Genomic DNA, 22,299 nt, shown 5'->3' on the forward strand with positions numbered 1-22,299 from the left:
GGCGTAGCAGAACGTCCTGCCGACGCGTCGGCAGGGCCCATTCTTGAGGATACGAAGCACGATCGTGAAGAGCAGTTTCGTCAAGAGGAAGCGCGCCGGCACGAAGCTCAACGATGGCAAGAACTCGAAAGCCGGCGTTGGACCAAGTTTCGCGAGTATGCAGCGGACTTGGATGAACGGACGAAGCTGTTAGGCTTTCTCAAAGAGATCGAAGATCGACTGCTTACCGAAGGCTACGTCATCATCTCAGACCGCCCAGCAAGCGCATGGGGTGAGGTGGGCTAAGGCGAAGATTGGCGTCACTTGATCCATTTAGTTCAGGCGCCGCCGGCTTGTTCGACGCCATCGTGAGCTTGTGATGGTAATCAAGCGTCATGCTAGGGGAGAGTGACCGCCCACTCCGCCGATCATCAGATTGATCTTATTAGCTTTTCTAGCGAAACCGCCAAAACACCGGCCTTCTTACCCATGGCTGGGACCATCGTAGGCGTTAGACGTCGAGCGTACCGGCCCAGGTCTGCCATACCGGTGTGATGGGCCGCATCCTGCACCCGATCGAGCCGCTGACATTCCGTGTGACGGCGGCGGGAACGTTCTAGCGGTCAACTAAATGGATAGACGCCGCCCTGCAAGAAGGCGTCGCGACTGAGTCCGACTGACCGGACGATCGATCCCGACGCTTCTAGCGGGCAGACGGCGTGATATTTGAGATACAGTTGGTAAGCCTTTTTGTCGGGTAGCTTCGTGTGCTGCCGAGCAAGAGTCCATCGCCGTCGACTCTCCTTTCGCCGCATGATTAGGTCCAAGCGCTCCAACGAGGCACTATACGGTGCGGCAACGGCTGCAGCTCCATCTTCCCGCTTTTCTATTGGCGCTGATGATGCAAATCATCGCGCCCATCGCGGCGTCGTGGGCAACGGCCTTGGCTGTCTCCGACCCGTTGGCCGCCTTCGGCGATATCACGATCTGCCATAGCGGTGCCGCGGAAGCCGGCGGGCAGCCTGACCAGACTGACCGCCGTATCCACGATGGTGTTTGCGCTCTGAGCTGCCTAGTGGCGCATGCCGGCGCATCGCTGGACACGCCCAAGATCGGGGTTGCCACACCCTCCAGGTCACCGTCGACCGTAATCTGGCAAAGCGTGGCCCTGGACCTGCCGGGCTCTCTGAGGGGCGAACACGCAAAGGCCCGCGCTCCTCCTTCATCGAACTCCTGACTTTTCCAAAAATCGCAAGATCGTTGCGGCCTGTTGGCCGCAGACGATGCTGTTGCTGACCGATGGCGGGCCCGTGCGCCCGAGTTAGAGAGATTCACATGTTTCGCTTTCGTGCTCTGGGGGGCGTGAGCTTCGTTACCCTCCTCACTGTCCCCGAAGTCGTCCTTGGCCAACCCCGAGAGTTGCCCAGCGTGACTGTCCAGGTACCGGGCCAGCCACGACCTGCTGCGCCGATCGTTGCCGGAAATAGGTCGGGCACCAAACAAGCCAAGCGCGCCAGTGCGAAGCCAACGGCACCACCCGCTGCGGACAAGCCACTCACAAATGCCCTCGGTACCTACAATCCAGCACTCGATTTGCCGGGTCTCAAACTCCCGCCGGGAACCACGCTGACGACCGCGGGGCCCGTCGATGGATATCGGGCGTTATCCGGGTTTTCCGCGACGAAGACCGCGACGCCGATCGAGCAGATTCCGCAATCGATCCAGGTGATCCCCAAGAGCCTGATCACGGACCAGAACAACGTCACGGTCAGCGAGGCCATCCAGAATGTCTCGAACACTCAAGGGACGAATACCCTCGCCATCGGGACAACGGGTCCAACCGGACTGATCAACGTTCGCGGGTTCAGCGCCCAGCAATATCTCGACGGCATGAACGTCATGTACAACGTCGGCGACCGCGACTCGCTGGTCAACGTCGAACGTATCGAGGTCTTGAAGGGGCCCAACGCGGTCCTGTACGGCGGCGGCGCGGGCAGCCCACTTGGTGGTGCCATCAACATCGTCTCGAAGCTGCCGACCGATAAAGCGAGCCTGGAAACGGGATTCACCTACGGGACGAAGACTTTCGTCCAGCCGTATTTTGACGTCAACCAGCCGCTTTCGGCAGACAAGACCGTGCTGTTCCGCTTCACGGGCGCCTACACGGCAAACAACACATTCGTCGATGTCGTGCATCAGGACCGCTACTCGCTGAATCCGACGCTGACGCTGACGAACAAGGAAGACACGACGCTGACGATCCAGGGGCGCCTCTCGCGGCTCGAGCAGCAGGCCTACCAGGGCTTGCCGGCCGTCGGTACTGTCGCGGGGAGTTTCCGCCTCAATCCCGATCTGTACATCGGCCCCTCGAACATTCCGAAGAGCTACAGCGAGGTCAAAAGCGTAACGGCGACCTTCGATCGCAAGCTTGATCCCATCTGGTCCTTCAACATCAAGGCACGTTGGGCTGACCAGATCTTCGACCAGAGAAGCCAGACGACACAAACTGCCGCGCCAGATGTCGGTCCAACGACGTGGAGCCTGCTGAATGTCGATCTCTTGCAGAAGCAGCGCGAGTTTTCGATCAACCCCAACCTGGAGGCGCGGTTCCGGCTTGGACCGACAAACAACGTCTGGCTCACGGGTGCCGACTACAGCCGCGTGACGGATCGGGGCCACATGAACACCGACCTCGGCATACCTCCTGTCGATCTGGTGAACAACCCTGTCTTTCCGACGCCGTACACCGATCCGACCGCGACATCGGCCGCCTTCTTCTTCCCGTTTTTCGACTACAGCAGCGTCTACACCACCAAAGGGGCTTACACACAGCTGCAGTCCACAATCTACGATCGTCTTCACATCCTTGCTGGCGTGAGATTCGCGAGCATCAACATCGATTATCTCGAAAACTTTCCGTTCAGTACTGGCGTCCTCTCGCCAACCCAGTTCGGCACTGAAACGTCCAAGGTTCTGCCCCGCTTTGGAGCCGTTTTGGATCTCATTCCCGGGCTGTCGGTTTACGGGAGCTACAGCGAAGGGATGCAAGCAAGCCCATTCGTCCAGGCCTTGAACACCAATATCGAACCCGAGACATCGAAGCAGGTCGAGGGAGGCTTCAAGTTCAACGTCAACGACCAGCTTTCCGGCACGATTGCCGTTTTCGACATCCAACGCCAGAACGTGCCGGTCACGATCGGCGTCGGTATCGGCGCACAATCGGCGCAGGAATCGAAGGGCTATGAGGCGGATCTGATCTGGCAGCCCACCCGTAGCTGGAAGCTCATCGCAAGCTACGGTCACACCGATGTCAGGTTCTCCGACTCGAACACCGGAGTCCCACAAGGGAACAGAGTCTCTGGCGTCCCCGAAGACTCGGGCCGGGTCTGGGTCAACTATATGTTCGACTCCCCGGCTCTCCGGGGTTGGAGCGTCGGCGCCGGTGTCTATGTCGCGTCATCGCAATATGTCGACAACCTCAATGTCTACAAGGCACCGGGCTACTTCACCGTCGACGCCAAGATTGCCTATGAGACCGAGCACTGGCGGGCGTCCATCAACGTCAAGAACCTGACGGGCGAGAAATACTTCGTAGCCTTCCCCTGGTTCGGCGGGCAGGTGGCGCCTGGAGACGGTCGAGCCGTCTACGGGACGATCGCCTATCGGTACTGACATTCTCGCGCATCGAGCCGCCAGGTCACGGCGGCTCGAACGCCGGGCTAGATCTAAGTCTCAGGAGTTTACGCATGATCACGAAACGAGACCTACTCCTCGCCTCCGCCGCGGGCCTCGCCGAGGTCGGCATGCGGTCCGCCCAGGCCACCGAGGTTGCGGCCGGGACGACGACCGGCCACGACATGTCGCAGGTGCCTGCGAGTTGGATGGGGAAGGAGCAGATTGCGTTCCTGATCTATCCGGAGTTCACGGCGCTCGACATGGTCGGACCTCACGCCATGCTGACCGGGCTTCTCGGCGCGACCACCCACATCGTCGGCAAAAGCAGGGATGTCGTGAAGAGCGATACGGGGCTCGCATTTCAGTCCAGCGCAAGCTTCGACGAGTGTCCGCTGGACCTGGACATCATCTGCGTCCCCGGTGGGGCGACCGGCACGCTTGCCGCGATGCGCGACGACAGCACGCTCCGCTTTCTCAAGGATCGCGGATCGCGTGCCAAGTTCGTCACCTCGGTCTGCACCGGTTCATTGCTGCTCGGCGCGGCCGGACTGCTCACCGGCTACAAGGCGACCTCGCATTGGGCGGCGGTTTCGCTGCTGCCGTTGTTCGGCGCGACGCCAAGCGACGACAGGATCGTCCGCGACCGCAACAGGATCACGGCCGGCGGTGTCACATCGGGAATCGATTTCGGCCTGTCGCTGGTCGGGCAGTTGCGCGACAGGCAATATGCGGAGTGCGTCCAACTGATGGCCCAGTACGCGCCGGAGCCACCGTACAACGCTGGCACGCCCGCAAGAGCTCCGGTCGAGGTCACGAAAATGATGACCGATATGTTCGTCGACTTCAACAAGCAGGCCGAAACGATCGGCCGAGAAGTTTATCCCAAATACCGCGATGGCTGACGCCGAGTGGAGGGCAGAGCCACTCCAGAAGCGCCGGTGCCTCGTGTGAGGATCGATGGAGAGAGATGGATTATTGGGTCCAAATCCTGAGCGGAAAACTCCCGTCACGACCACAATCCATGAAGCCGTGATACGACTCAGAGAAGACTCCCCTGTAGGTGCACTTGCTGCCTTCAAAATCCAACGTTGCGGTGATGCGGGAAGACCGCTTGTCGAGATCGACACGGATTTCGCTCACGGACTCTTTTGGGCCATCGCGCGTGCAGAGTCCGACATGCTTCACGGTCAGTGGACCAGAGAACGTCCTCGCTCCGTTCAAATCCTGGCGTGACGCAGTGCCGCTAAGCTCGTACTCGCCAGCGTATCCGGTGACGCCATGGATCTGCAGCGTCTCAGCATTCACAGGTAGTGCGAAAACGTTCGCAACAAGCAGTAGGCTGAACGCTCTCACGAAGACCTCGCTTCAGTTTGCCACTCTCGGAATTCAAGTCGTCAAGATGGATAGATTATGGCGGAGCTCATCAGAGGATAACTGTCCCTGAAGTGGTTGGTATAAGCGCTCGACGGCCAAGCAGGTCGCCGCAGACATCTCGTATTTTGTGGTTATGTCCTCGTCTGAGAGGCACTGGACATTTGGCCTCGCCTGGAGCCTCATTCGTACCCTCACACGAAAGAACGGAGTGAGGGGGACACACCCAGGATGGGGATCCGGGTAGTCCCCCTCTCCGCCGCACCGCGACGGTTGCGGTGACGGCAAGGGCTGCATTGGCTCGTCACTCAGGCCATTAGAGCGCGCTCAAATAGGCCACGAGGTCATCGAGCTGGGCATCGGTCGGCACGAGGCCCGTGTCCATCTTTTTCGCATAGACCCCCCACATCAGCTTGACTGCGTCGCGCAGCGAAGCGGTCCGCCCATCGTGAAAATAGGGAGCGGTCGACGCCACGGCGCGAAGTGATGGCACCTTGAAAAGACCGCCGGTACCGATGTCGTCGCGACTGGATTTGTCGAGACTGGGCAGCACGTGGCAGGTGCCGCAGCCCCCGTCGCCAATGAACAGGTCAAAACCCCGTTTGACCGATTGTGTCGCAGCCGGCGACGGCGTGCCGTCGTCATTGAGCTGCCAGTTCTTCGGATAAGACAGCGAGCGCACGTAAGCCACGAGAGCCGACAGAGTCTCCTTGGACGGTTCGGCTCCCTTCATCCGATTGACGATGATCCCGCGGATGCTCTCTTCGAGCGTTGGCGCGGCGCCGCCCCATCCATAGACTGAGCGCTCGCCAGCCCCCCACAGGGTCGGGGTGCTACGGCCATTGGGATCGCCGTCGGCAACCACATCGAGACCGACATAAGTCTTGTTGTTGGTATGGCCCGTCGAAAAGTGGCAGGTCGCGCAGGAGACATCGCCTCCGCCCGACAGGCTCGTGTCATTGAATAGCTGCAGCCCCTTGGCGGCGAGCACCGGGTCTGGCGTCGCGGAATCCCCCGCGCCCATGGCGGGCGTCATGAGCAGACCAGCGAAAACGGCGAGGCAACGTAACGTGAAAGACATCATATTCTCCTGAAATGGCGCGCTCAGTTGATAGCGACCGCGCAGGCGGCGGGCACGGATGCGCATGACGCTTGGGAGCGACTTCCGAGGCGATGATCCGGGCCTGGACTGCCCTCTATCGGAACGGCAGCTTTCGTCAGGACGCAGTCGTGGTCGTCGACAATCAGTGGATGACCCGACGCGCGTCGTTCCCGGTCAATTTGGGTAAAGCGGTCAGACGACCGGCGGACCGCGGGGACTGCACAGCGATTGCGTGCGCCGAATATGGATGCGATCGCGCGCAAAAGGGCTGAAGGCGGCTGCTTGCGCAGACATCCGAGGGACCGCCAATGACAGGACCGGCGGCGGCGCGGCGCTCGCGCCGAACATTGCGCCGCCCGTCAAGCAACAGGTGGGAATATGCGTCTGGTGGTGCTGCCGCCCTGAGCCATCGTGACTGGTGGTGTTACCCTCGGAGCTGCAGATATCCAAAATCGCCAGCTCTGCGGAGCCAGCCATCGCCCCTGCCGCGTGACTGAACATCATAGCCTGGAATACGAGCAGATAGGCGAGACCGAGCGCTACGCAGGAACGCGCTTTTCTCCGCTTATTGCCGAACACACGGAACATCTTCCGACAGCTTTTCCAGCGGCAGGGGACTTCTTGGCCTGCCGATTTTGGGGCGAGACCCCGCGCCCGTTGTGGCTGAAGTTTCCGCCTGAGCTGTGGCCGAACTTAGGTAGCGCGTTGGCGCGCGCTCCATTTTCCATCGATTCTCATCCAACGCGATGACAATCGACAGCCTGCTCCGCCCTGCAGAACACAGCGGTTTTCGGCAGGCGGACGTTGCGACAATCAGAAGCTGAGGCCGAGGCGCAGATTGAAGGAGCGGCCGGGGCCCTTGACGCCATAGCCCTAAGCGGCGGATGACCCCATCATCGAGACGACGTTGTAGTCGACCAGATCGGCGCCTCCGAGCGGCAGATTGTAGGTCTGATTGAACAGATTATCGACGCCGACGTCGATCCGCCCATGCTCTCACTGATATCCGCTGCGCAGGTTGACGAGCGCGTAGGCAGACGTCTTAAGCTCGTTGCGAACCTGGCCGATTTGATCCTTGGCGCCGACGAGTTGCAGCTCGACGCTGTTGGTCCAGCTGCCTAGCCGGTGGTCCAGCGCCAGTTTCGCATTGATCGGCATGATGTGATAAAGATCGACCCCGTCGGTCCGCTGCCCGCGGACATAGCCGATCAGCGCGCGAACCTGGCCATGGCCGTAGGCCACATCGTCCCACAGCGCCAGCCGATCCTCGACATTGACGCCGTACAGCGTCGCGTCGTGATTGGCGAATTGCGCGGCAGACGTACCAGTCCGGCGAGGAACTCCTTCAACCGGGCAGGGTCGCCGTTCCAATGTCCGACATGCCAGATCCAGAGAATGGCACGGTCGCGCCGCGGCGGCGGGCCGAAGCGCAGGCCACTATAACGAGACGGCAGCTGGAGCGCGCATCTGACCTGCCAATCGAAATCGCCATCGGACATGCCGGTCATGGCAGTCCGCTCTTCCGAGTTGCGGCCGGGTGTCGGGCCGAGCGGCCACCGCGCTGCCTCATAGATCGCAACCTGCCGATCGAAGCGGAGATATTCATTGGAATCGACGAACTCGGATGACAACCAGACACGTACGTCGCCGTCGAACCGCGGTAGCGACGCAGGTGAATGAGCCGAGCCGGGGGCCACCGGATCACCGGAACGGGATCGCTCGACGATCTGGAAGTCGAACCGCTGATCGGAGGACGAGGACATCGGCCTCTGCCTGATTGCGAGGGAGACAGGGCCAGCCTAGCATATCCGGCTGCCGGTCTCCGTCCGGGTTGGCCTGTGCATGGGGGCAGCGGTTGCCGTGGTAAATGATGTGCATCCATGCGGCTGCGCGTTCCGAGAAGTTTGTCTGACGCGGCGACGGCGGGCGTGATAGGAACGAGACTAGGTATTTTTTGAGAGATCCGTGATGCCATCCGAACCCCGTTCGCCACGTCTCGCCGTGCTCATCGACGCCGACAATGCCTCCGCCAAGATCGTCGACGGGCTGTTCGAGGAGATTGCCAAGATCGGCGAGGCCAGCGTGCGCCGCATCTATGGCGATTTCTCCAGCCCGCGCTCGAGGCCGTGGGCCGATACGCTGGCCAGATATGCCATCGTGCCGCAGCAGCAGTTCGCCTATACGAGCGGCAAGAACGCGTCCGACATCACGCTGGTGATCGACGCCATGGACCTGCTGCACAGCGGCCGGTTCGACGGCTTCTGCCTGGTGTCGTCCGACAGCGACTTCACCCGGCTCGCCGCGCGCATCCGCGAGCAGGGCGTCGACGTGTTCGGCTTCGGCGAGCAGAAGACGCCGGAGAGTTTCCGACAGGCCTGCCGCCGCTTCGTCTACACCGAGAATTTGCGCAGCGACGCGGCGAGCAGCAAGGACAATGACAGCACGGCGGCGTCGAAGCCGCTGCAGCCGATCAGCGCGGCGACCCCCATGATCAAGAAGGTGATCACACAGATGGAGAGCGAGGACGGCTGGGTCGCGCTCGGCGAGGTCGGCAAGCAGCTCTCCAACCTCGTGTCCGACTTCGATCCGCGCACCTATGGCTGCCGCAAGCTGAGCGATCTCGTCCGCAAGACCGGCGCCTTCGAGATCGAGGAGCAGCCGAAGGGCGGCGGCTCGGTGAGGATCCGCGTGAAGGTGGCGAGTACGTCGCAGCCAAAGGCGCGGGCTGCGAGGGGCCACCGCGAGGCGGCGGCCAAGGCGTAGTTCAGCTTTGCGAGCATCGGGTAGGGTGGGCAAAGCGGCGCCGGAGGCGGCAGCGTGCCCGCCACCGTGCATCAGCAAGCTGCGCGGCGGGACGGTGGGCACGGCGCCACCACGATCTCGATCGTTGCGAGAGCACGGCTGCGCCTTTGCCCACCCCTGCGATCTCGGGTGAGCTGTATACCGATAAAATTAGCGGCGTCACGTGACTGGCGACTGCGTCTGATTTGCGCCGGTGGCGACCGAGTTCGTGCGCAAAAGTGTCGCGGTGGGCCACGTCCGGACTCATGCACCGCAGCAATCCATGGCACGCGCAGCATCGTTCTGGGGAATGCCGCGAAGAATTGAAAAGGGAATATGGGACGACGCGACTCTGGATTCGCTCGAGAGTTGCGATAAGCTTGTGCGAACCGCATAACAATCGAAAACGATCCCCGGGAGGACATCATGCTCGACACCACGGTTGCCGCTCGCGTCCAAGCTTTTCTCGACAAATTCGAAGCCGCGCTTGCGGCTGTTGATCTCGACGCCGCCGTGGCAATGTTCGCGCCTGAATGCTACTGGCGCGACCTCGTCGCGTTCACCTGGAACATCAAGACGATGGAAGGCCGAGATCAGGTCCGCGACATGCTCGGCTCCTGCCTGGCGCGCGTGAAGCCGCGCAACTGGAAAATCGCCGAGGGCGAAACGCCAACCGAAGCTGATGGCGTGACCGAGTCCTGGATCTCGTTCGAGACCGAGGTTGCGCGCGGATTTGGCCTGATCCGACTCCAGAACGGCCAGATCTGGACGCTCTTGACAACGATGGTCGAACTGAAAGGTCATGAGGAGAAGGCCGGCTTCACCCGGCCGCTCGGCGCCCGGCACGGCGTCAATCCCGGCGCCAAGACCTGGAAGGAATTGCGCGACGAGGAAACCGAGCAGCTCGGCTTCAAGACCCAGCCCTACGTGCTCATCATCGGCGGCGGCCAAGGCGGGATTGCGCTGGGGGCGCGGCTCCGTCAGCTCGGCGTGCCCACCATCATCATTGAGAAGAATGCGAAAGCCGGCGATTCCTGGCGCAACCGTTACAAGTCGCTCTGCCTGCACGACCCGGTCTGGTATGATCATCTGCCCTATATCGACTTCCCGAAGAACTGGCCGGTGTTTGCGCCGAAGGACAAGATCGGCGACTGGCTGGAGATGTACGCCAAGGTCATGGAGCTGAACTACTGGACCGGCACCACGGCCAAACACGCCGCATGGGACGACGCCACGAAGGAATGGACCGTCGTTGTCGAGCGCGACGGCAAGGAGATCACGCTCAAGCCGAAGCAGCTTGTCTTCGCGACCGGCATGTCGGCCAAGCCGAACATGCCGCAGTTCAAAGGCATGGACAGCTTCAAGGGTGAGCAGCACCATTCCTCGCGCCACCCGGGTCCCGACCGTTACAAGGGCAAGAAGGTGGTCGTGATCGGCTCGAACAATTCCGCGCATGACATCTGCGCCGCGCTTTACGAGGCGGGCGTCGACGTGACCATGGTGCAGCGCTCGACCACCCATATCGTGCGCTCGGATTCGCTGATGGAATCGCTGGGCGATCTGTATTCCGAGCGTGCGGTCCGTAGCGGCATGACGACGGCGAAGGCCGACCTGATCTTCGCCTCGCTGCCCTACAGGATCCTCAACCAGTTCCAGAAGCCGGTGTACGACAAGATCCGGAAGGACGACGCCGACTTCTACGCGGGGTTGGAGAAGGCCGGCTTCCGGGTCGACTTCGGCGACGACGATTCCGGGCTCTTCATGAAGTACCTGCGCCGCGGCTCGGGCTACTACATCGACGTCGGCGCCTCGCAGCTGATCATCGACGGCAAGATCAAGCTGGTCGCGGGCCAGGTCGAGGAAATCACGCCTGACGGCGTCAGGCTCGACAACGGCAAGGAGCTGCCGGCCGATGTGATCGTCTACGCCACCGGCTACAGCTCGATGAACGGCTTTGTCGCCGATCTCATCAGCCAGGACATGGCCGACAAGGTCGGCAAGGTCTGGGGCCTCGGCTCGAATACGACCAAGGACCCCGGCCCCTGGGAAGGCGAGCAGCGCAACATGTGGAAGCCGACGCAGCAGGAGGCCCTGTGGTTTCATGGCGGCAATCTGCACCAGTCGCGCCACTACTCGCAATTCCTGTCCCTGCAGTTGAAGGCGCGCTATGAGGGCCTGCCGACGCCGGTCTATGGCCTGCAGGCGGTCCATCATAAGGGATGAGATTGTGGCGGGCTCGCGGGGTTGCATGGCCTAGAAGGACACGAGCCTGGCGACCCTGGGCGCGCTTGGGATGGAGCGTTCTCTGGCCGGCTGTGCTCGGCGGAGATCCATCCCATTCGGCGTCGCAAACGATGAGCGCAATCAGCTCAGGGTGAGAAGCTGCCCTGAGGCACTTACCCGACCAACTTCCGGCCGGCCCCCGAGAGCATCTCAGAGCCGCTCCGAAAGGTTCGGAACGGGCCACAAGCGGAAATGCCGGGTCTGGAGAGAAGAATCGCGGTGTGCTAGTATTGGCAACGTCCCGCAACTAACCGGTCTCCGACATTGACAGAGCACCACCAAATCATTGGCGAACTCGCGGTCCCATACAAGGCACCTAACGCCTATCGGATATTGCTCGATCTCGGAATAAAGGCGCTTCCTTCCGTGCGCGCCGGCCTGCGGCATGACAATCCTGATGTCCGATTGCATTGTTGCAGGTTTCTCGATCGCTATCTGTCGCTGGATACTCTTTCCGATTTGATGGGTATGCTGAGCGATAGTGATCAGCGCGTCAGATGCTCCGCCTTGCACACGTTGGCGTGTGATCGGTGCAAGGAAGGGAGTTGCAGGCCCAAGGAAGCAGAAGTACTCCCGATGGCGATGAGTCTGCTTCAATGCGATCCCGACGCACATGTGCGCGCAATGGCGATTGAAGTGGTCGGACAGTTCGTTCATACCAATGCTCTTGCTGTTGCGGCAATCTCTGACGCCCGGCAACGTGATGAAAATCCAACGGTGCGCAAAAAAGCCGGATGGTATGGGCCCGGAGGTCCAATCCACCGGCGTACCAAGCCGAAGCTTAGTTCGATTTCGCCGAGCTAAATCGGCTACAGGTCAGAAGCAGACGTAGACAGATCTTATCACGGTTGCTCAAACGGGGCGCTTTGCTGACAAGTATGAATTGCGAAGCGTCCACCGCGAGGCGTGCCCGCCGCCGGGCGAGGTGACGAGCGGAGAGACGGTGGGCACGGCGCCACCACGATCTTGTGCTTGGAGGGAGCTGTGCTGCGCCTTTGCCCACCCTACATATCCCGAACGATCAGCCGCCCTGCCTGAGCTTTGCCAGCACCTTCAGGCCGCCATAACCGTCGGCGGGCGTGATCCCCGCCTTGGCCTGGAAGTCGCGGATCGCCTTCATGGTGTCGTTGCCGACGCGGCCGTCGGTGCCGCCGGTGTCGAAGCCTGATGCGGTGAGGCGCTTCTGCATCTCCTGCACTTCGGCGAGCGTCAGCGCGCGCTCCGAGCCGGGGAACGGCTGCAGGAACGGCGGGCCGCCCAGGATGCGGTCGCCGAGATGGCAGATCGCGAGCGCGTAGCTCATCGCGGGATTGTAGGATTTCACCGAGTAGAAGTTCGGACCCAACAGGAAGGCGGGGCCGCCGTCGACGGGGATCCAGAGTTGCGCCGAGGCATTCGGCTGCTGGAAGGGCTGGCCGTCGGCGCGGCTGACGCCGGCCGCCTGCCATGCCGCGTAGGTCTTGCTGCCTGAGATGTTGCCGGGCGCGCGCACCTCGTAGCCCCAGTGCTCGCCGCGATGATACTTGCCGCGGTTGACGAGATAGCGCGCGGTGGAGCCGAGCGCATCGTCCGGCTTGCCGAACGGCGAGATCTTGCCGTCACCGTCATAGTCGAAGCCGACATTGAGCCAGACCTCGGGCATCCATTGCGTGTGGCCCATCGCGCCGGCCCACGAGCCGCGCATCTCCTCCGGCGTGCTCCAGCCGCGGTCGACGATTTTCAGCGCATTGGTGAGCTCGGTCTCCCAATAGGCCTTGCGGCGCGGCTCGTTCCAGGCGAGCGCGGCGAGCGCGGGAAACACCGGGCGCATGTGGTTCTGCTGCACCAGCGGGTCGCCATAGGCCGACTCGACGCCCCACAGCGCCAGCAAGGTGCCGCGCTCGACGCCAAAATCCTTCTCGATGCGCGCGAACACCGCCTCGTTCTTTTGTAGCGCGACCTTGCCGTTGATGACGCGCCAGTCGGAGACCCGGCGGTTGATGTACTGCCAGAGCTGCTCCTTGAACTCCGGCTGATTGCGCATCTCCTTGAACACGCTCATGTCGGGCTCGAGCCGGGCCATGACGCGGGTCCAGGTCGCCTGCGAGATGCCCTTGGCGAGCGCGCGTCCGCGGAAGCCGTCGCGCCACGCCTCGAACTCGGCCGGCGCGGCGGTCGCGGGCAGGGCAGGGACGAGCAGGGCAGCGGCACTGAGGCCGGAGCGGAGCAGGGCGCGGCGGGTGGTGGAATCGGGCTGGGTCATGCCGCCCAGTCTAGCCGCTGAAGCCGACGGGTGGCAGGCCCCGGACGCAGTCAATCCGGATGGAACTCGGCCGCCACCCGCGCCAGCCAGCGGCGGATCGCGGCGAGGTCCCGCTTGCTCACGTCGCGAACGAGCCGGCGCTCCAGCGCCGTGGCCTGGCGCCGCGCCTTGGCCAGCAGCGCTTCGCCGCGGCGGGTCAGGGCCCATTGCAGTGCCCGGCCATGGACCGGATGCGGCGTCCGCTTGATGGCGCCGTCGCGCTCCAGATTGCCGATGATCACGTTCACCGTCTGCGGCGTCAGCAGCGCGACGCGGGCGCAGTCGGCGCCCGACAGCCCGGGATAGGCTTTCAGCATCGTCAGCACGACGAATTGCGGATGCGTCAGGCCGGTCGCGCCGAGCGCACGCTCGAGCGACAGCCGCGCGGCCGCCTGCGCCTGGCGCAAGAGATAAGCGAGGTGGCCGTCCTCGCCGCGCTTGCCCTGACCGGGCGCGGGTGGACGGAGCGGCGCGACGGCGCGATCGACGGCCGGCTTCGGCCGTTGCGCGGCCCGTGCCGGGCGCTGTTGCTCTCCTCGCTCTCGTCGCCCTCGCGAAGGTGATGACGTCCGTGCCTTGCGCATGAAATCAGAGCTCTGATATGTTGTCAGAACACTGATAACATGCGGAATCGATCATGTCACATGCGCGCAGCGAGTACACGGATTTCAGGCGTCAGGCGCCGGAGCTCTACGAGGCCTTCCTTGCGATCAGCCAGCAGGCGGCCAAGGCCGGCCTCGACAAGCAGTTGCTCGAGCTGATCAAGATCCGGGCGTCGCAGATCAACGGCTGTGCGTTCTGCGTGCAGCATCATGTGCTGCTGGCCGAGAAGCTCGGCGTCTCCGCCGACAAGATCAACCTCGTGGTGGTGTGGCGCGAGGCGCCGCAGTTCACCGCGCGCGAGCGTGCCGCGCTGGCCTTCACCGAGGCGTTGACGACGCTCGCGGGCGGGGTGAGCGATGAGGTGTACGCAAAGGCGCAGGCTGAATTCTCGGAGACCGAGCTGATCTTCCTGACCTCGGCGATTGGCGTCATCAACCTGTGGAATCGCTACGGCGTCGCGTTTCGCTGGACGCCGGCGGAGCGGCCGGCGCGATCCGCCTGATCGGTAGGGAACCGCGGCGGCGACCTGCGTGTTGTGCCTCAAAACGAGAGGAGGCGCTGATGCCGGAGACGAACGAGCCGCTCAAGCCGGACGATTTTCCGTTGGAGGCCGACAAGGACCGCGTGCGCTGCCAGGACGGCAAGCCGATCGCGAAGACCAAGGACGAGGCGATGGCCCATGACATCGCCGAGCGCCTCAACGCCGAGGAGCACCGCCGCGAAGAGGACAAGTGGTCGGCGTGAGGGACTGAGGACCGGCGTTCGAGATCGAAATGCCGGCAGTGAGTTTCTCCGTCATGCCCGGGCTTGTCCCGGGCATCCACGTGGTTCTCAGCGTGTTGAACGACGTGGATGGCCGGGACAAGCCCGGGCATGACGACGTGGAGACCGATGAGCACAGCACTCCGATCATCAACGCGATCGCACTGTGCGAGACAGCCCGGAGGCATAGTCGAGAGCCGGCTAGCGCGACCGATGGGATCAACTGCGTGCTCAGAACGGATTGGCTGGCTGCGCGCGCTTGGGTCCTTCCGGTTTCGGCTCCACCGCAAGGCTCGGATCGGTTGGCATGACCCGGGCGCCGGCGGCGCGGGCGACCTCGCCTGTTGTGGAGTGGCGCGCGGCTTCGGCGGACTTGATTTCCGGCGGATGCCAGCGGTCGCGCACCAGCATCGTCAGTGCGCCGATGCAGCATAGCGCAATCACCGCCGCAACGAGCGCCGGTCCGGTTCTGCGATGAGGCGTGTCTGTCACCATCCGTCATCCTCCATGCACCTGACAATTCGGAGCGGTGGAGGTCGGTTCCGGCCCTGCGTCAGTGGGCCCGGCGCAATCAGTTCCGGTCGCGGCCTGCGGCAGCGTCGGCGGCGGGGCCGAGCGGCGAGGCACCCAGCGCCGGCGACGTGATGCCGCCTGTGACCGCCGGCGGCGAGGCGGCCATCTCCTGCGGCCCGATCTCGCGGCCGCGGCCGCCGAGCAGGCGCTCATAGGCGGCGATCAAGGTGACGTACGGATTGACCCAGATCCAGCCGTCGCGCGTGAACAGCTGGACGTCGAAATGCAGGTGGCGCGTCGTGCCGTTGGGATGATCGAGATAGTTCGACACCACGCCGATCGGCTCGCCTTCGCGCAACGACCGGCCGTTGAGCAGACGGTCGTTGTCCATCGCGGTCGGGTTCATGTGCATGTAGCGGAAGCGGATGTGCTCGGTTCCGGTGTTGACCTGGATGATGGCGCCCTGCTGCTTGGCGCTCCGGATCACGACGCCGTCGCGCACCGCGAGCACGCGCTGCCGCCACGGATCGCAACCGTCGGGACCGTCGCGGCGCACGGGACAGATGCCGGGTCTGATGTCCTGCCCCTGGTGACCCAGGCCGCTGGCGCACTGGCCGACGTTGAAGTCGCGGGCCTCGCAGAAATTGTCGCGCCAGGGATATTGGCTCCAGGGCTGCTCGAACTTGTCGCTGGCGCGGCGGCGGCCGAATGATTGCGAATGCACATAGGCCGGGGCGTCGAGCGGAAAGCGGATCTGCGAATAGGCGGTGCGGTCGGCGCGGCCGGTCTGGCCGCGCGCGCCGGAATTGGCGACGATGTCGCCGGGCGGGCGGTAGCTGAAATCGGGGTCGGGCGCGGCGGGCCGCTCTGCGGCAACCGGAGCAATCTCCGGCGGGATGCGGAACGGCTGGCCGCCGGCGACTCGCAAGGCCCTCAGAAAGCGCTCGGCGATGGGATAGGCCTCGCGGCAAGCGAGGCGCTTCGGCCGCGGCGCGCTGTCGAGGCACTGGATCGACACCACATAGGGCACGCCGAAGCGGGTGAAGGCGTAGCGGACATAACCCTCGCGGATGAAGCGGCGCAGGTCCGGATATTGCGCGGCGAGCGCCTTGACGGCCTCGCCCTTGCCGCCGGCGGGATCGACGACGTCGTAGGTGATCAGTGAGCCGGTGATCTGGATCTCGACAGGCCTTGCGAAGATGCGCGACGGCAGGCCGGAGGTCATCTCGGTCGGCAGCGAGAACACGGCGTCGTAGCCGGACGGGCCGGCATCGAACAGGTCGGTGCGGAAATCGGCCTGGTAGCGCGACAGCGCCTGCGGATCGATCGCGCCGAGCCGGCGCGCGCCGAGATAGGCTGGCGTGTCGAACGGCAGCAAAACGGGGACCGGACTGCGCCCGATCCCCGTGAAGATTGCTGATGTCACGCCGTTGAGCTGGACCAGCGCCGGCCGCCTGCCGAAGTCGTCGGCGCTTGGGCTGCGGCGGCGCACCGACAGCGCGAAGTCGCCGGCGACCTCGGGCGCCGCGCTGAGTTCGGAGCGGAGCTGATCCATTGCCGCGCGCCAATCGGCGCGGTTCACGGTCACGGCAGGACTGGTGAACCCGTTGGCGGCGCGTCCGTTGGACGATCCCGCCAGCGTCATGATCGCCGCCACGACGGCAGCGACGATGGTGCCCCTTGCCCCGATCCTTGCCCCCAACCCCGAACGCCCCCCGGCGTCAGCTGCTCACGCGTCAGACCAACACGGTGGTCAGTCCTTGGCGCGCTCGCAGTATGAGCCGTCCTCGGTCATCACGACAATCCGGGTGCCGACGGTGATGTGCGCCGGCACGCCGGTGCGAACGCCGTTGGAGAGCACGGCCGGCTTGTAGGACGACGACGCGGTCTGGCCCTTGGTGACCGGCTCGGTCTCGACGACCTCGAGCGTGACACGCTGCGGCAGCGTGATCGAAACCGGCACCACGTCGTGCATCGACAGCTTGACGGTCATGTTCTCCTGGAGATAGGCCGCCTGATTGCCGACCACGTCCTTCGGCACCTGGACCTGATCGTAGCTCTCCGGGTTCATGAAGTGGAAGCCGTCGGCATCTTCGTACAGGAAGGTGAAGTTGCGCTCCTCGATCGTCGCCTTCTCGACCTGGTCGGTGGTCTTGTAGCGCTCGGAGATCTTCACGCCGTCGCTGATTCGGCGCATTTCGATCTGGCTGACCGGGGTGCCCTTGCCGGGATGGATGTTCTCGGCGGTCACGACGACATAGAGCTTTCCATCTTGCTCAATGACGTTACCCTTGCGAATAGAGCTGGCGATGACTTTCAAAGCTGTTTTCCTGACACTGAGGGACGGGCGCCGGGCAGGGCCGGGGCGCCATATGACGCGGGATGCGGTTTCGGGCGGCAACATACTGATTTTGTCCGGCGTTGCCAGTCTTTTGGCCAGCCTTTTGCGCCCCCAGCGGGCGATCGCCTGATGGCCAGCGAGCCTGCACCTTCCCCCTGGTGGTCGCCGCAGCGGCACGCCGACGTCAGGCCGTTCCTCCAGGCGCGGGCCGCCATCACCCGCGCGCTGCGGGCCTGGTTCGAGGAGCAGGGGTTTGCCGAGGTCGAAACCGGCATCCTGCAGGTATCGCCAGGCAACGAGACACATCTCCACGCGCCGGCCACGGAGCTGACCGCGGCGGATGGAACGCGGCATCGGCGGTATCTCAGGACCTCTCCTGAATTTGCCTGCAAGAAGTTGCTGGCGGCCGGCGAGCGGCGCATCTTCGAGTTTGCCCGCGTCTTCCGCGACCGCGAGCGCGGCGATCTGCATTTGCCCGAATTCACCATGCTGGAGTGGTATCGGGCTGAGACGCCTTACGACGCCATCATGGCCGACACCGTGGTGGTGATCGCCCATGCCGCCCAGGCGACCGGAATCCGCCAGTTCGCCTTCCGCGGCCGGACCGCGGATCCCTACGCCGAGCCGGAACTGCTGACGGTGGCCGGAGCCTTCGAACGCCACGCCCGGATCGACCTGCTGGCGACGATCCGCGACCGCACCGGCGATCGCGACGCGCTGGCGGCGGCGGTGCAGGGCAAGGTCCGGGTGAGCGACGACGACACCTGGTCGGACCTGTTCAGCAAGGTGCTGGTCGAGCATGTCGAGCCGCAGCTCGGCAATGGGCGGGTGACGGTATTGTATGAGTACCCGACGCCGGAGGCCGCGCTGGCGCGGGTGGCGGCCGCAGACCCCCGCGTCGCCGAGCGGTTCGAGGTCTATGCCTGCGGGGTCGAGCTCGCCAACGGTTTTGGCGAGCTCACGGACGCGGCCGAGCAGCGCCGGCGGTTCGAGGCGGAGATGGCGGAGAAGCAGCGGCGCTATGGCGAGCGCTATCCGCTCGACGAGGATTTCCTCGCCGCTGTGGCCGAGATGCCGCAGGCGAGCGGCGTCGCGCTCGGCTTCGACCGGCTGGTGATGCTGGCGGCCGGCGCGCTCAGGATCGACCAGGTGGTGTGGACGCCGCCGGCAGGTGAGCGATGAACCGGATCGAGCGTCCGACGACCTTGCGCAGCACGGCAGATCTCGTCGCACAGGGCCTGGCTGCGCCGTCCGAGCAGGCGGTGCTTGAGCGCGTCGCGGAGCGTTATGCGGTCGCGGTGACAACACATCTCGCCGACCTGATCGACAGCGACGATCCCAATGATCCGATCGCGCGCCAGTTCGTGCCGTCGGCGGACGAGCTGATCGCGGCCCCTGGCGAGCGCGGCGATCCCATCGGCGACGACGCGCATGCGCCAGTGCCGGGCATCGTGCACCGCTATCCCGACCGGGTGCTGCTCAAGCTCGTCCATGTCTGCGCGGTGTATTGCCGGTTCTGCTTCCGCCGCGAGATGGTCGGTCCCGGCAAGGACAATGCGCTGTCGGAGACTGCGTATCGCGGCGCGCTGGACTACATCCGCGCCCATAGCGAGATCTGGGAGGTGATCCTGACCGGCGGCGATCCGCTGATGCTGTCGCTGCGCCGGCTGAAGGAGATCATGGCCGAGCTCGCGGCGATCGACCACGTCAAGATCATCCGAATCCATACGCGGCTGCCGGTCGCCGATCCCCAGCGCATCACACAGGCTCTGGTCGATGCGTTGAAGGTACAGGGCGCGGCGACCTGGGTGGCGCTGCACGCCAATCATCCGCGCGAACTGACCCCGTCGGTGCGCGCCGCCTGTGCACGGCTGGTCGACGCGGGCATCCCGATGGTCAGCCAGTCGGTGCTGCTGCGCGGGATCAATGACGATGTCGCCGTCCTGGAGGCACTGATGCGGGCCTTTGTCGAGGCGCGGATCAAGCCGTATTATCTGCATCACGGCGACCTCGCGCCGGGCACCGCGCATCTGCGCACGACGCTCGCGGCGGGCCAGCAGCTGATTCGGGCGTTGCGCGGCCGCGTGTCCGGGCTGTGCCAGCCGGACTACGTGCTCGACATTCCCGGCGGTTACGGCAAGGCCCCGGTCGGGCCGCAATACATCACTGCCGAGGATTCTGTTGCGCAGGATCATGCCGCAGCTGCGCAACGGCGCTATCGTGTGGTTGACTATTGCGGCGAGGCGCACCTCTATCCGCCCGCTGGGGAATGAAGTGATTGGCCGATTCCGCTGACACGGAGGAGCAACATGAAGAAACTTGCGATCGCGATGGGGCTCCTGATCCTGGTGGCCGACGGCGCGGTGCTGGCGCAGAGCAGCGGCATGAGCGGCGATTCCACGACGCAGGCCGGCAAGAAGCGCCGCCAGCCGCGCCCGGCCGATCTGCCCCAGGCCGAACAGGCCGAGGACAATTCGATGAGCGGCAAGACCAAGGAAGACCGCGAGCTCGACCGCAAGATCAAGAGCATCTGCCGCGGCTGCTGAGCCGCCGGGCGGCGCGCCCGAAAGCGCGCCGCTTGTTTGATGCTGATCAGGCCGAGCGCTCGCACAGCGCATCGCGCCGCAGAGCGCGCCGCGCGGCCACCGCATCGGCAAGCTGCTCCAGCACCTCGACCGTCGTGTCCCAGCCGATGCAGCCGTCGGTGATGCTCTGGCCATAGGTCAGCGGCACGCCGGGCTTGACGTCCTGGCGCCCGGCGACGAGATGGCTTTCGATCATCACGCCCATGATGCGCTCCTCGCCCTTGGCCAGCTGGCCGGCGATGTCGGCGGCCACCAGCGGCTGGTTCTCCGGCTTCTTGCTCGAATTGGCGTGGCTGGTGTCGATCATCAGCCGTGCCGGCAGGCCGGATTTGACCAGCTCGGCCGAGGCCTGCTCGACGTGAGCGGCGTCGTAGTTCGGGCCCGAGCCGCCGCGCAGGATGATGTGGCAGTCCTCGTTGCCGGTGGTCGCCGCAATGCCGGAGCGCCCGCCTTTGGTCACCGCCATGAAATGATGCGGATGCGCCGCCGACTTCACCGCGTCGGTGGCGATGCGGATGTTGCCGTCGGTGCCGTTCTTGAAGCCGACCGGGCAGGACAGGCCGGAGGCGAGCTCGCGGTGGATCTGGCTTTCGGTCGTGCGCGCGCCGATCGCCGCCCAGGCGACGAGGTCGGCGATGTATTGCGGTGTCGTCATGTCGAGGAATTCGCATCCGGCGGGCAGGCCGAGATTGTTGACCGCCGACAGCACGTTGCGCGCCAGCCGCAGACCCTTGTTGATGTCGAACGAATTGTCGAGATCGGGATCGTTGATCAGACCCTTCCAGCCGACGGTGGTGCGCGGCTTCTCGAAATACACCCGCATCACGATCTCGAGTCGGTCGCTCAGGCGCTCGCGCAAGGCGGCGAGGCGGCTGGCGTAGTCGAGCGCCGCCTTGGGGTCATGGATCGAGCAAGGACCGACGATGACCAGCAGGCGGTCGTCGCCGCCGGTCAGGATGGCGTGGATCGCGTTGCGCGCGGCCATCACGACGCGGGTGGCGGTGAGGGTGCGCGGAATCTCGTCCATCACCTCCACCGGCAGGCTCAGTTCCTTGATTTCCTTGATGCGAAGATCGTCTGTCGTACTCAGCACGGCGGGCTCCTGTGTCACTTGAAGGGCACCTGCCGGCACAAAAAAAGCCGCCAGGTCTGGCGGCTCGTTCGGATATCTTGCTGCAATGTGTCAGATTGAGCGCGATCCTCCCGCCGCCAGCGAGCTGTCGTAGCTAAAGTACCAATAATAGCTGGTGGCGACGTTGATCATGTTGTCCCTATAGCGGCCGCGGGGCCGCTTGTCATCTTGAAAGTTCGCGGACGTCGGGCTCAGGCGTTTCGGGCCGCGAGCGCCATGCCGATCATCGACAGGCCGCCGAACAACAGATTGATGCCGACCAGGAGGCCGATCGCCCAGGCCGCCGTGCCCGGCAGGCCGGAAATGATGATGCCGGCGATGCCGATGTCGACGATGCCGGAGATCGCCAGCCACGACCAGCGCCCGGACAATTCGCGCCGATGCTCCAGCGCGTACATGATGGTGGCGACGCCCTCGGCGAGGAAATAGACGCCGACCACGACGGTCAGCGTCAGCGTGCCCTGGACCGGCTGCGCGACCAGGATGAGGCCGGCGACGATGGCGAGAACGGCCGACAGCAGCGACCACCAGAACCCGGGCATGCCGCGCGCCCAGAAGGTCAGCGCGAGCCCTGCGACTCCGGCGACCAGGAACATCCAACCGAGGAAGATCGTGACCGCAAGGCTCGCCAGCGGCGTGAGGATCATGGCGAGCAGCCCGAGCACCGCGAGCAGGATGCCCTCGATCAGAAAGGCCTTCCAATGCGCGCGCACGGCCGCGCTCATCTGCGACCTCATGCGTTCGAGCTCGGGCGGAATCGTATCCTGGGGAAGGGTCATTGATCATCACTCCGACGACGGCACGCCGTGCCCGTCTGCCCACGCAAATGGGGAGCACCGACGGCGGGAACAAGCGCGCGACCCTCGTTTCGTTGCAATCGAGTTCCGTGGA

Annotated in this window: 20 protein-coding genes and 2 pseudogenes; 12 read left to right on the forward strand and 10 right to left on the reverse strand. The window is 64.2% G+C overall.

What is annotated here, in order from left to right; all coding sequences use genetic code 11:
- Positions 1-829 precede the first annotated feature (829 nt).
- From ACQR07_RS02385 to ACQR07_RS02395, 3 genes are all read left to right on the forward strand, one after another.
- Positions 830-1,216, forward strand: coding sequence for a DUF2946 family protein (locus ACQR07_RS02385; RefSeq protein ID WP_434900757.1), 387 nt, complete (start codon positions 830-832; stop codon positions 1,214-1,216).
- Between the two features lie 98 nt (positions 1,217-1,314).
- Positions 1,315-3,651, forward strand: a complete 2,337-nt coding sequence (locus ACQR07_RS02390) for a TonB-dependent siderophore receptor (protein ID WP_434900758.1) — start codon at positions 1,315-1,317, stop codon at positions 3,649-3,651.
- Positions 3,652-3,725: 74 nt separating this feature from the next.
- Complete coding sequence (locus ACQR07_RS02395; RefSeq protein ID WP_434900759.1) at positions 3,726-4,556, forward strand: DJ-1/PfpI family protein; 831 nt, start codon at positions 3,726-3,728, stop codon at positions 4,554-4,556.
- Positions 4,557-5,341: 785 nt separating this feature from the next.
- Here the strand turns inward: ACQR07_RS02395 and ACQR07_RS02400 are convergent.
- From ACQR07_RS02400 to ACQR07_RS02410, 3 genes and pseudogenes are all read right to left on the reverse strand, one after another.
- Positions 5,342-6,172 carry a cytochrome-c peroxidase gene (locus tag ACQR07_RS02400; RefSeq protein ID WP_434900760.1) on the reverse strand — a complete coding sequence of 277 codons (831 nt, stop codon included), beginning with the start codon at positions 6,170-6,172 and terminating at the stop codon, positions 5,342-5,344.
- Positions 6,173-6,319: 147 nt separating this feature from the next.
- Positions 6,320-6,715, reverse strand: a complete 396-nt coding sequence (locus ACQR07_RS02405) for a DUF2946 family protein (protein ID WP_434900761.1) — start codon at positions 6,713-6,715, stop codon at positions 6,320-6,322.
- A 285-nt stretch (positions 6,716-7,000) separates the two neighbouring features.
- A pseudogene (locus ACQR07_RS02410) lies at positions 7,001-7,441 on the reverse strand (TonB-dependent receptor domain-containing protein); the annotation flags it as partial.
- A 654-nt stretch (positions 7,442-8,095) separates the two neighbouring features.
- Between ACQR07_RS02410 and ACQR07_RS02415 the strand changes: the two are divergent.
- From ACQR07_RS02415 to ACQR07_RS02430, 4 genes and pseudogenes are all read left to right on the forward strand, one after another.
- Positions 8,096-8,890 (forward strand): NYN domain-containing protein, encoded by a 795-nt coding sequence (locus ACQR07_RS02415; protein ID WP_434900762.1) that lies wholly within the window; start codon positions 8,096-8,098, stop codon positions 8,888-8,890.
- Positions 8,891-9,334: 444 nt separating this feature from the next.
- Positions 9,335-11,131: a flavin-containing monooxygenase gene (locus tag ACQR07_RS02420; RefSeq protein WP_434900763.1), complete on the forward strand. Its 1,797-nt coding sequence runs from the start codon at positions 9,335-9,337 to the stop codon at positions 11,129-11,131.
- A 426-nt stretch (positions 11,132-11,557) separates the two neighbouring features.
- Positions 11,558-11,701, forward strand: a pseudogene (locus ACQR07_RS02425) (hypothetical protein); the annotation flags it as partial.
- A 66-nt stretch (positions 11,702-11,767) separates the two neighbouring features.
- Positions 11,768-11,995: a hypothetical protein gene (locus tag ACQR07_RS02430; protein WP_434901046.1), complete on the forward strand. Its 228-nt coding sequence runs from the start codon at positions 11,768-11,770 to the stop codon at positions 11,993-11,995.
- A gap of 217 nt (positions 11,996-12,212) precedes the next feature.
- On the opposite strand, the gene ACQR07_RS02435 is transcribed toward ACQR07_RS02430, so the two are convergent.
- Both ACQR07_RS02435 and ACQR07_RS02440 read right to left on the reverse strand, forming a co-directional pair.
- Positions 12,213-13,433, reverse strand: coding sequence for a lytic murein transglycosylase (locus tag ACQR07_RS02435; protein WP_434900764.1), 1,221 nt, complete (start codon positions 13,431-13,433; stop codon positions 12,213-12,215).
- 50 nt (positions 13,434-13,483) lie between these two features.
- Positions 13,484-14,056, reverse strand: a complete 573-nt coding sequence (locus ACQR07_RS02440) for a MarR family winged helix-turn-helix transcriptional regulator (protein WP_434900765.1) — start codon at positions 14,054-14,056, stop codon at positions 13,484-13,486.
- Positions 14,057-14,109: 53 nt separating this feature from the next.
- Between ACQR07_RS02440 and ACQR07_RS02445 the strand changes: the two genes are divergently transcribed.
- On the forward strand, positions 14,110-14,577 hold the full coding sequence (locus tag ACQR07_RS02445) for a carboxymuconolactone decarboxylase family protein (protein ID WP_434900766.1): 468 nt from the start codon (positions 14,110-14,112) through the stop codon (positions 14,575-14,577).
- 59 nt (positions 14,578-14,636) lie between these two features.
- Positions 14,637-14,819, forward strand: a complete 183-nt coding sequence (locus ACQR07_RS02450; protein WP_434900767.1) for a hypothetical protein — start codon at positions 14,637-14,639, stop codon at positions 14,817-14,819.
- A 249-nt stretch (positions 14,820-15,068) separates the two neighbouring features.
- Here the strand turns inward: ACQR07_RS02450 and ACQR07_RS02455 are convergent, their stop codons facing one another.
- The 3 genes from ACQR07_RS02455 to efp form a co-directional block, all read right to left on the reverse strand.
- Positions 15,069-15,332, reverse strand: a complete 264-nt coding sequence (locus tag ACQR07_RS02455) for a hypothetical protein (protein WP_434900768.1) — start codon at positions 15,330-15,332, stop codon at positions 15,069-15,071.
- A gap of 76 nt (positions 15,333-15,408) precedes the next feature.
- Positions 15,409-16,995 carry a M23 family peptidase gene (locus tag ACQR07_RS02460; RefSeq protein ID WP_434901047.1) on the reverse strand — a complete coding sequence of 529 codons (1,587 nt, stop codon included), beginning with the start codon at positions 16,993-16,995 and terminating at the stop codon, positions 15,409-15,411.
- A gap of 108 nt (positions 16,996-17,103) precedes the next feature.
- Positions 17,104-17,670, reverse strand: a complete 567-nt coding sequence (gene efp, locus ACQR07_RS02465) for an elongation factor P (protein ID WP_015666849.1) — start codon at positions 17,668-17,670, stop codon at positions 17,104-17,106.
- A 150-nt stretch (positions 17,671-17,820) separates the two neighbouring features.
- Here efp and epmA point away from each other — a divergent pair, with 150 nt between their 5' ends.
- The 3 genes from epmA to ACQR07_RS02480 are packed head-to-tail and all read left to right on the forward strand — an operon-like array spanning position 17,821 to position 20,237.
- Positions 17,821-18,873, forward strand: coding sequence for an EF-P lysine aminoacylase EpmA (gene epmA, locus ACQR07_RS02470; RefSeq protein WP_434900769.1), 1,053 nt, complete (start codon positions 17,821-17,823; stop codon positions 18,871-18,873).
- Complete coding sequence (locus ACQR07_RS02475) at positions 18,870-19,964, forward strand: lysine-2,3-aminomutase-like protein (RefSeq protein WP_434900770.1); 1,095 nt, start codon at positions 18,870-18,872, stop codon at positions 19,962-19,964. The genes epmA and ACQR07_RS02475 overlap by 4 nt, the downstream gene beginning before the upstream one ends.
- Before the next feature lie 36 nt (positions 19,965-20,000).
- Entirely contained in the window at positions 20,001-20,237 is a 237-nt protein-coding gene (locus ACQR07_RS02480) for a hypothetical protein (RefSeq protein ID WP_434867189.1), read from the forward strand.
- A 46-nt stretch (positions 20,238-20,283) separates the two neighbouring features.
- On the opposite strand, the gene ACQR07_RS02485 is transcribed toward ACQR07_RS02480, so the two are convergent.
- Together ACQR07_RS02485 and ACQR07_RS02490 are read right to left on the reverse strand one after the other, a co-directional pair.
- Positions 20,284-21,369 carry a 3-deoxy-7-phosphoheptulonate synthase gene (locus ACQR07_RS02485; protein WP_434900771.1) on the reverse strand — a complete coding sequence of 362 codons (1,086 nt, stop codon included), beginning with the start codon at positions 21,367-21,369 and terminating at the stop codon, positions 20,284-20,286.
- Positions 21,370-21,599: 230 nt separating this feature from the next.
- Positions 21,600-22,187: an HdeD family acid-resistance protein gene (locus ACQR07_RS02490; RefSeq protein ID WP_434900772.1), complete on the reverse strand. Its 588-nt coding sequence runs from the start codon at positions 22,185-22,187 to the stop codon at positions 21,600-21,602.
- Positions 22,188-22,299: the final 112 nt, after the last annotated feature.

This window comes from Bradyrhizobium sp. HKCCYLS20291 (assembly GCF_051167715.1).
Classification (GTDB): domain Bacteria; phylum Pseudomonadota; class Alphaproteobacteria; order Rhizobiales; family Xanthobacteraceae; genus Bradyrhizobium.

Coding starts and splice junctions, on each gene's coding strand:
- ACQR07_RS02400 (WP_434900760.1), bottom strand. CDS start 6,172: ATGCGCATCCGTGCCCGCCGCCTGCGCGGTCGCTATCAACTGAGCGCG.
- ACQR07_RS02395 (WP_434900759.1), top strand. CDS start 3,726: ATGATCACGAAACGAGACCTACTCCTCGCCTCCGCCGCGGGCCTCGCC.
- ACQR07_RS02490 (WP_434900772.1), bottom strand. CDS start 22,187: ATGACCCTTCCCCAGGATACGATTCCGCCCGAGCTCGAACGCATGAGG.
- ACQR07_RS02450 (WP_434900767.1), top strand. CDS start 14,637: ATGCCGGAGACGAACGAGCCGCTCAAGCCGGACGATTTTCCGTTGGAG.
- ACQR07_RS02430 (WP_434901046.1), top strand. CDS start 11,768: ATGGCGATGAGTCTGCTTCAATGCGATCCCGACGCACATGTGCGCGCA.
- ACQR07_RS02415 (WP_434900762.1), top strand. CDS start 8,096: ATGCCATCCGAACCCCGTTCGCCACGTCTCGCCGTGCTCATCGACGCC.
- ACQR07_RS02440 (WP_434900765.1), bottom strand. CDS start 14,056: ATGCGCAAGGCACGGACGTCATCACCTTCGCGAGGGCGACGAGAGCGA.
- ACQR07_RS02445 (WP_434900766.1), top strand. CDS start 14,110: ATGTCACATGCGCGCAGCGAGTACACGGATTTCAGGCGTCAGGCGCCG.
- epmA (WP_434900769.1), top strand. CDS start 17,821: ATGGCCAGCGAGCCTGCACCTTCCCCCTGGTGGTCGCCGCAGCGGCAC.
- ACQR07_RS02455 (WP_434900768.1), bottom strand. CDS start 15,332: ATGGTGACAGACACGCCTCATCGCAGAACCGGACCGGCGCTCGTTGCG.
- ACQR07_RS02475 (WP_434900770.1), top strand. CDS start 18,870: ATGAACCGGATCGAGCGTCCGACGACCTTGCGCAGCACGGCAGATCTC.
- ACQR07_RS02405 (WP_434900761.1), bottom strand. CDS start 6,715: ATGTTCCGTGTGTTCGGCAATAAGCGGAGAAAAGCGCGTTCCTGCGTA.
- ACQR07_RS02460 (WP_434901047.1), bottom strand. CDS start 16,995: ATGACGCTGGCGGGATCGTCCAACGGACGCGCCGCCAACGGGTTCACC.
- ACQR07_RS02420 (WP_434900763.1), top strand. CDS start 9,335: ATGCTCGACACCACGGTTGCCGCTCGCGTCCAAGCTTTTCTCGACAAA.
- ACQR07_RS02390 (WP_434900758.1), top strand. CDS start 1,315: ATGTTTCGCTTTCGTGCTCTGGGGGGCGTGAGCTTCGTTACCCTCCTC.
- ACQR07_RS02435 (WP_434900764.1), bottom strand. CDS start 13,433: ATGACCCAGCCCGATTCCACCACCCGCCGCGCCCTGCTCCGCTCCGGC.
- ACQR07_RS02480 (WP_434867189.1), top strand. CDS start 20,001: ATGAAGAAACTTGCGATCGCGATGGGGCTCCTGATCCTGGTGGCCGAC.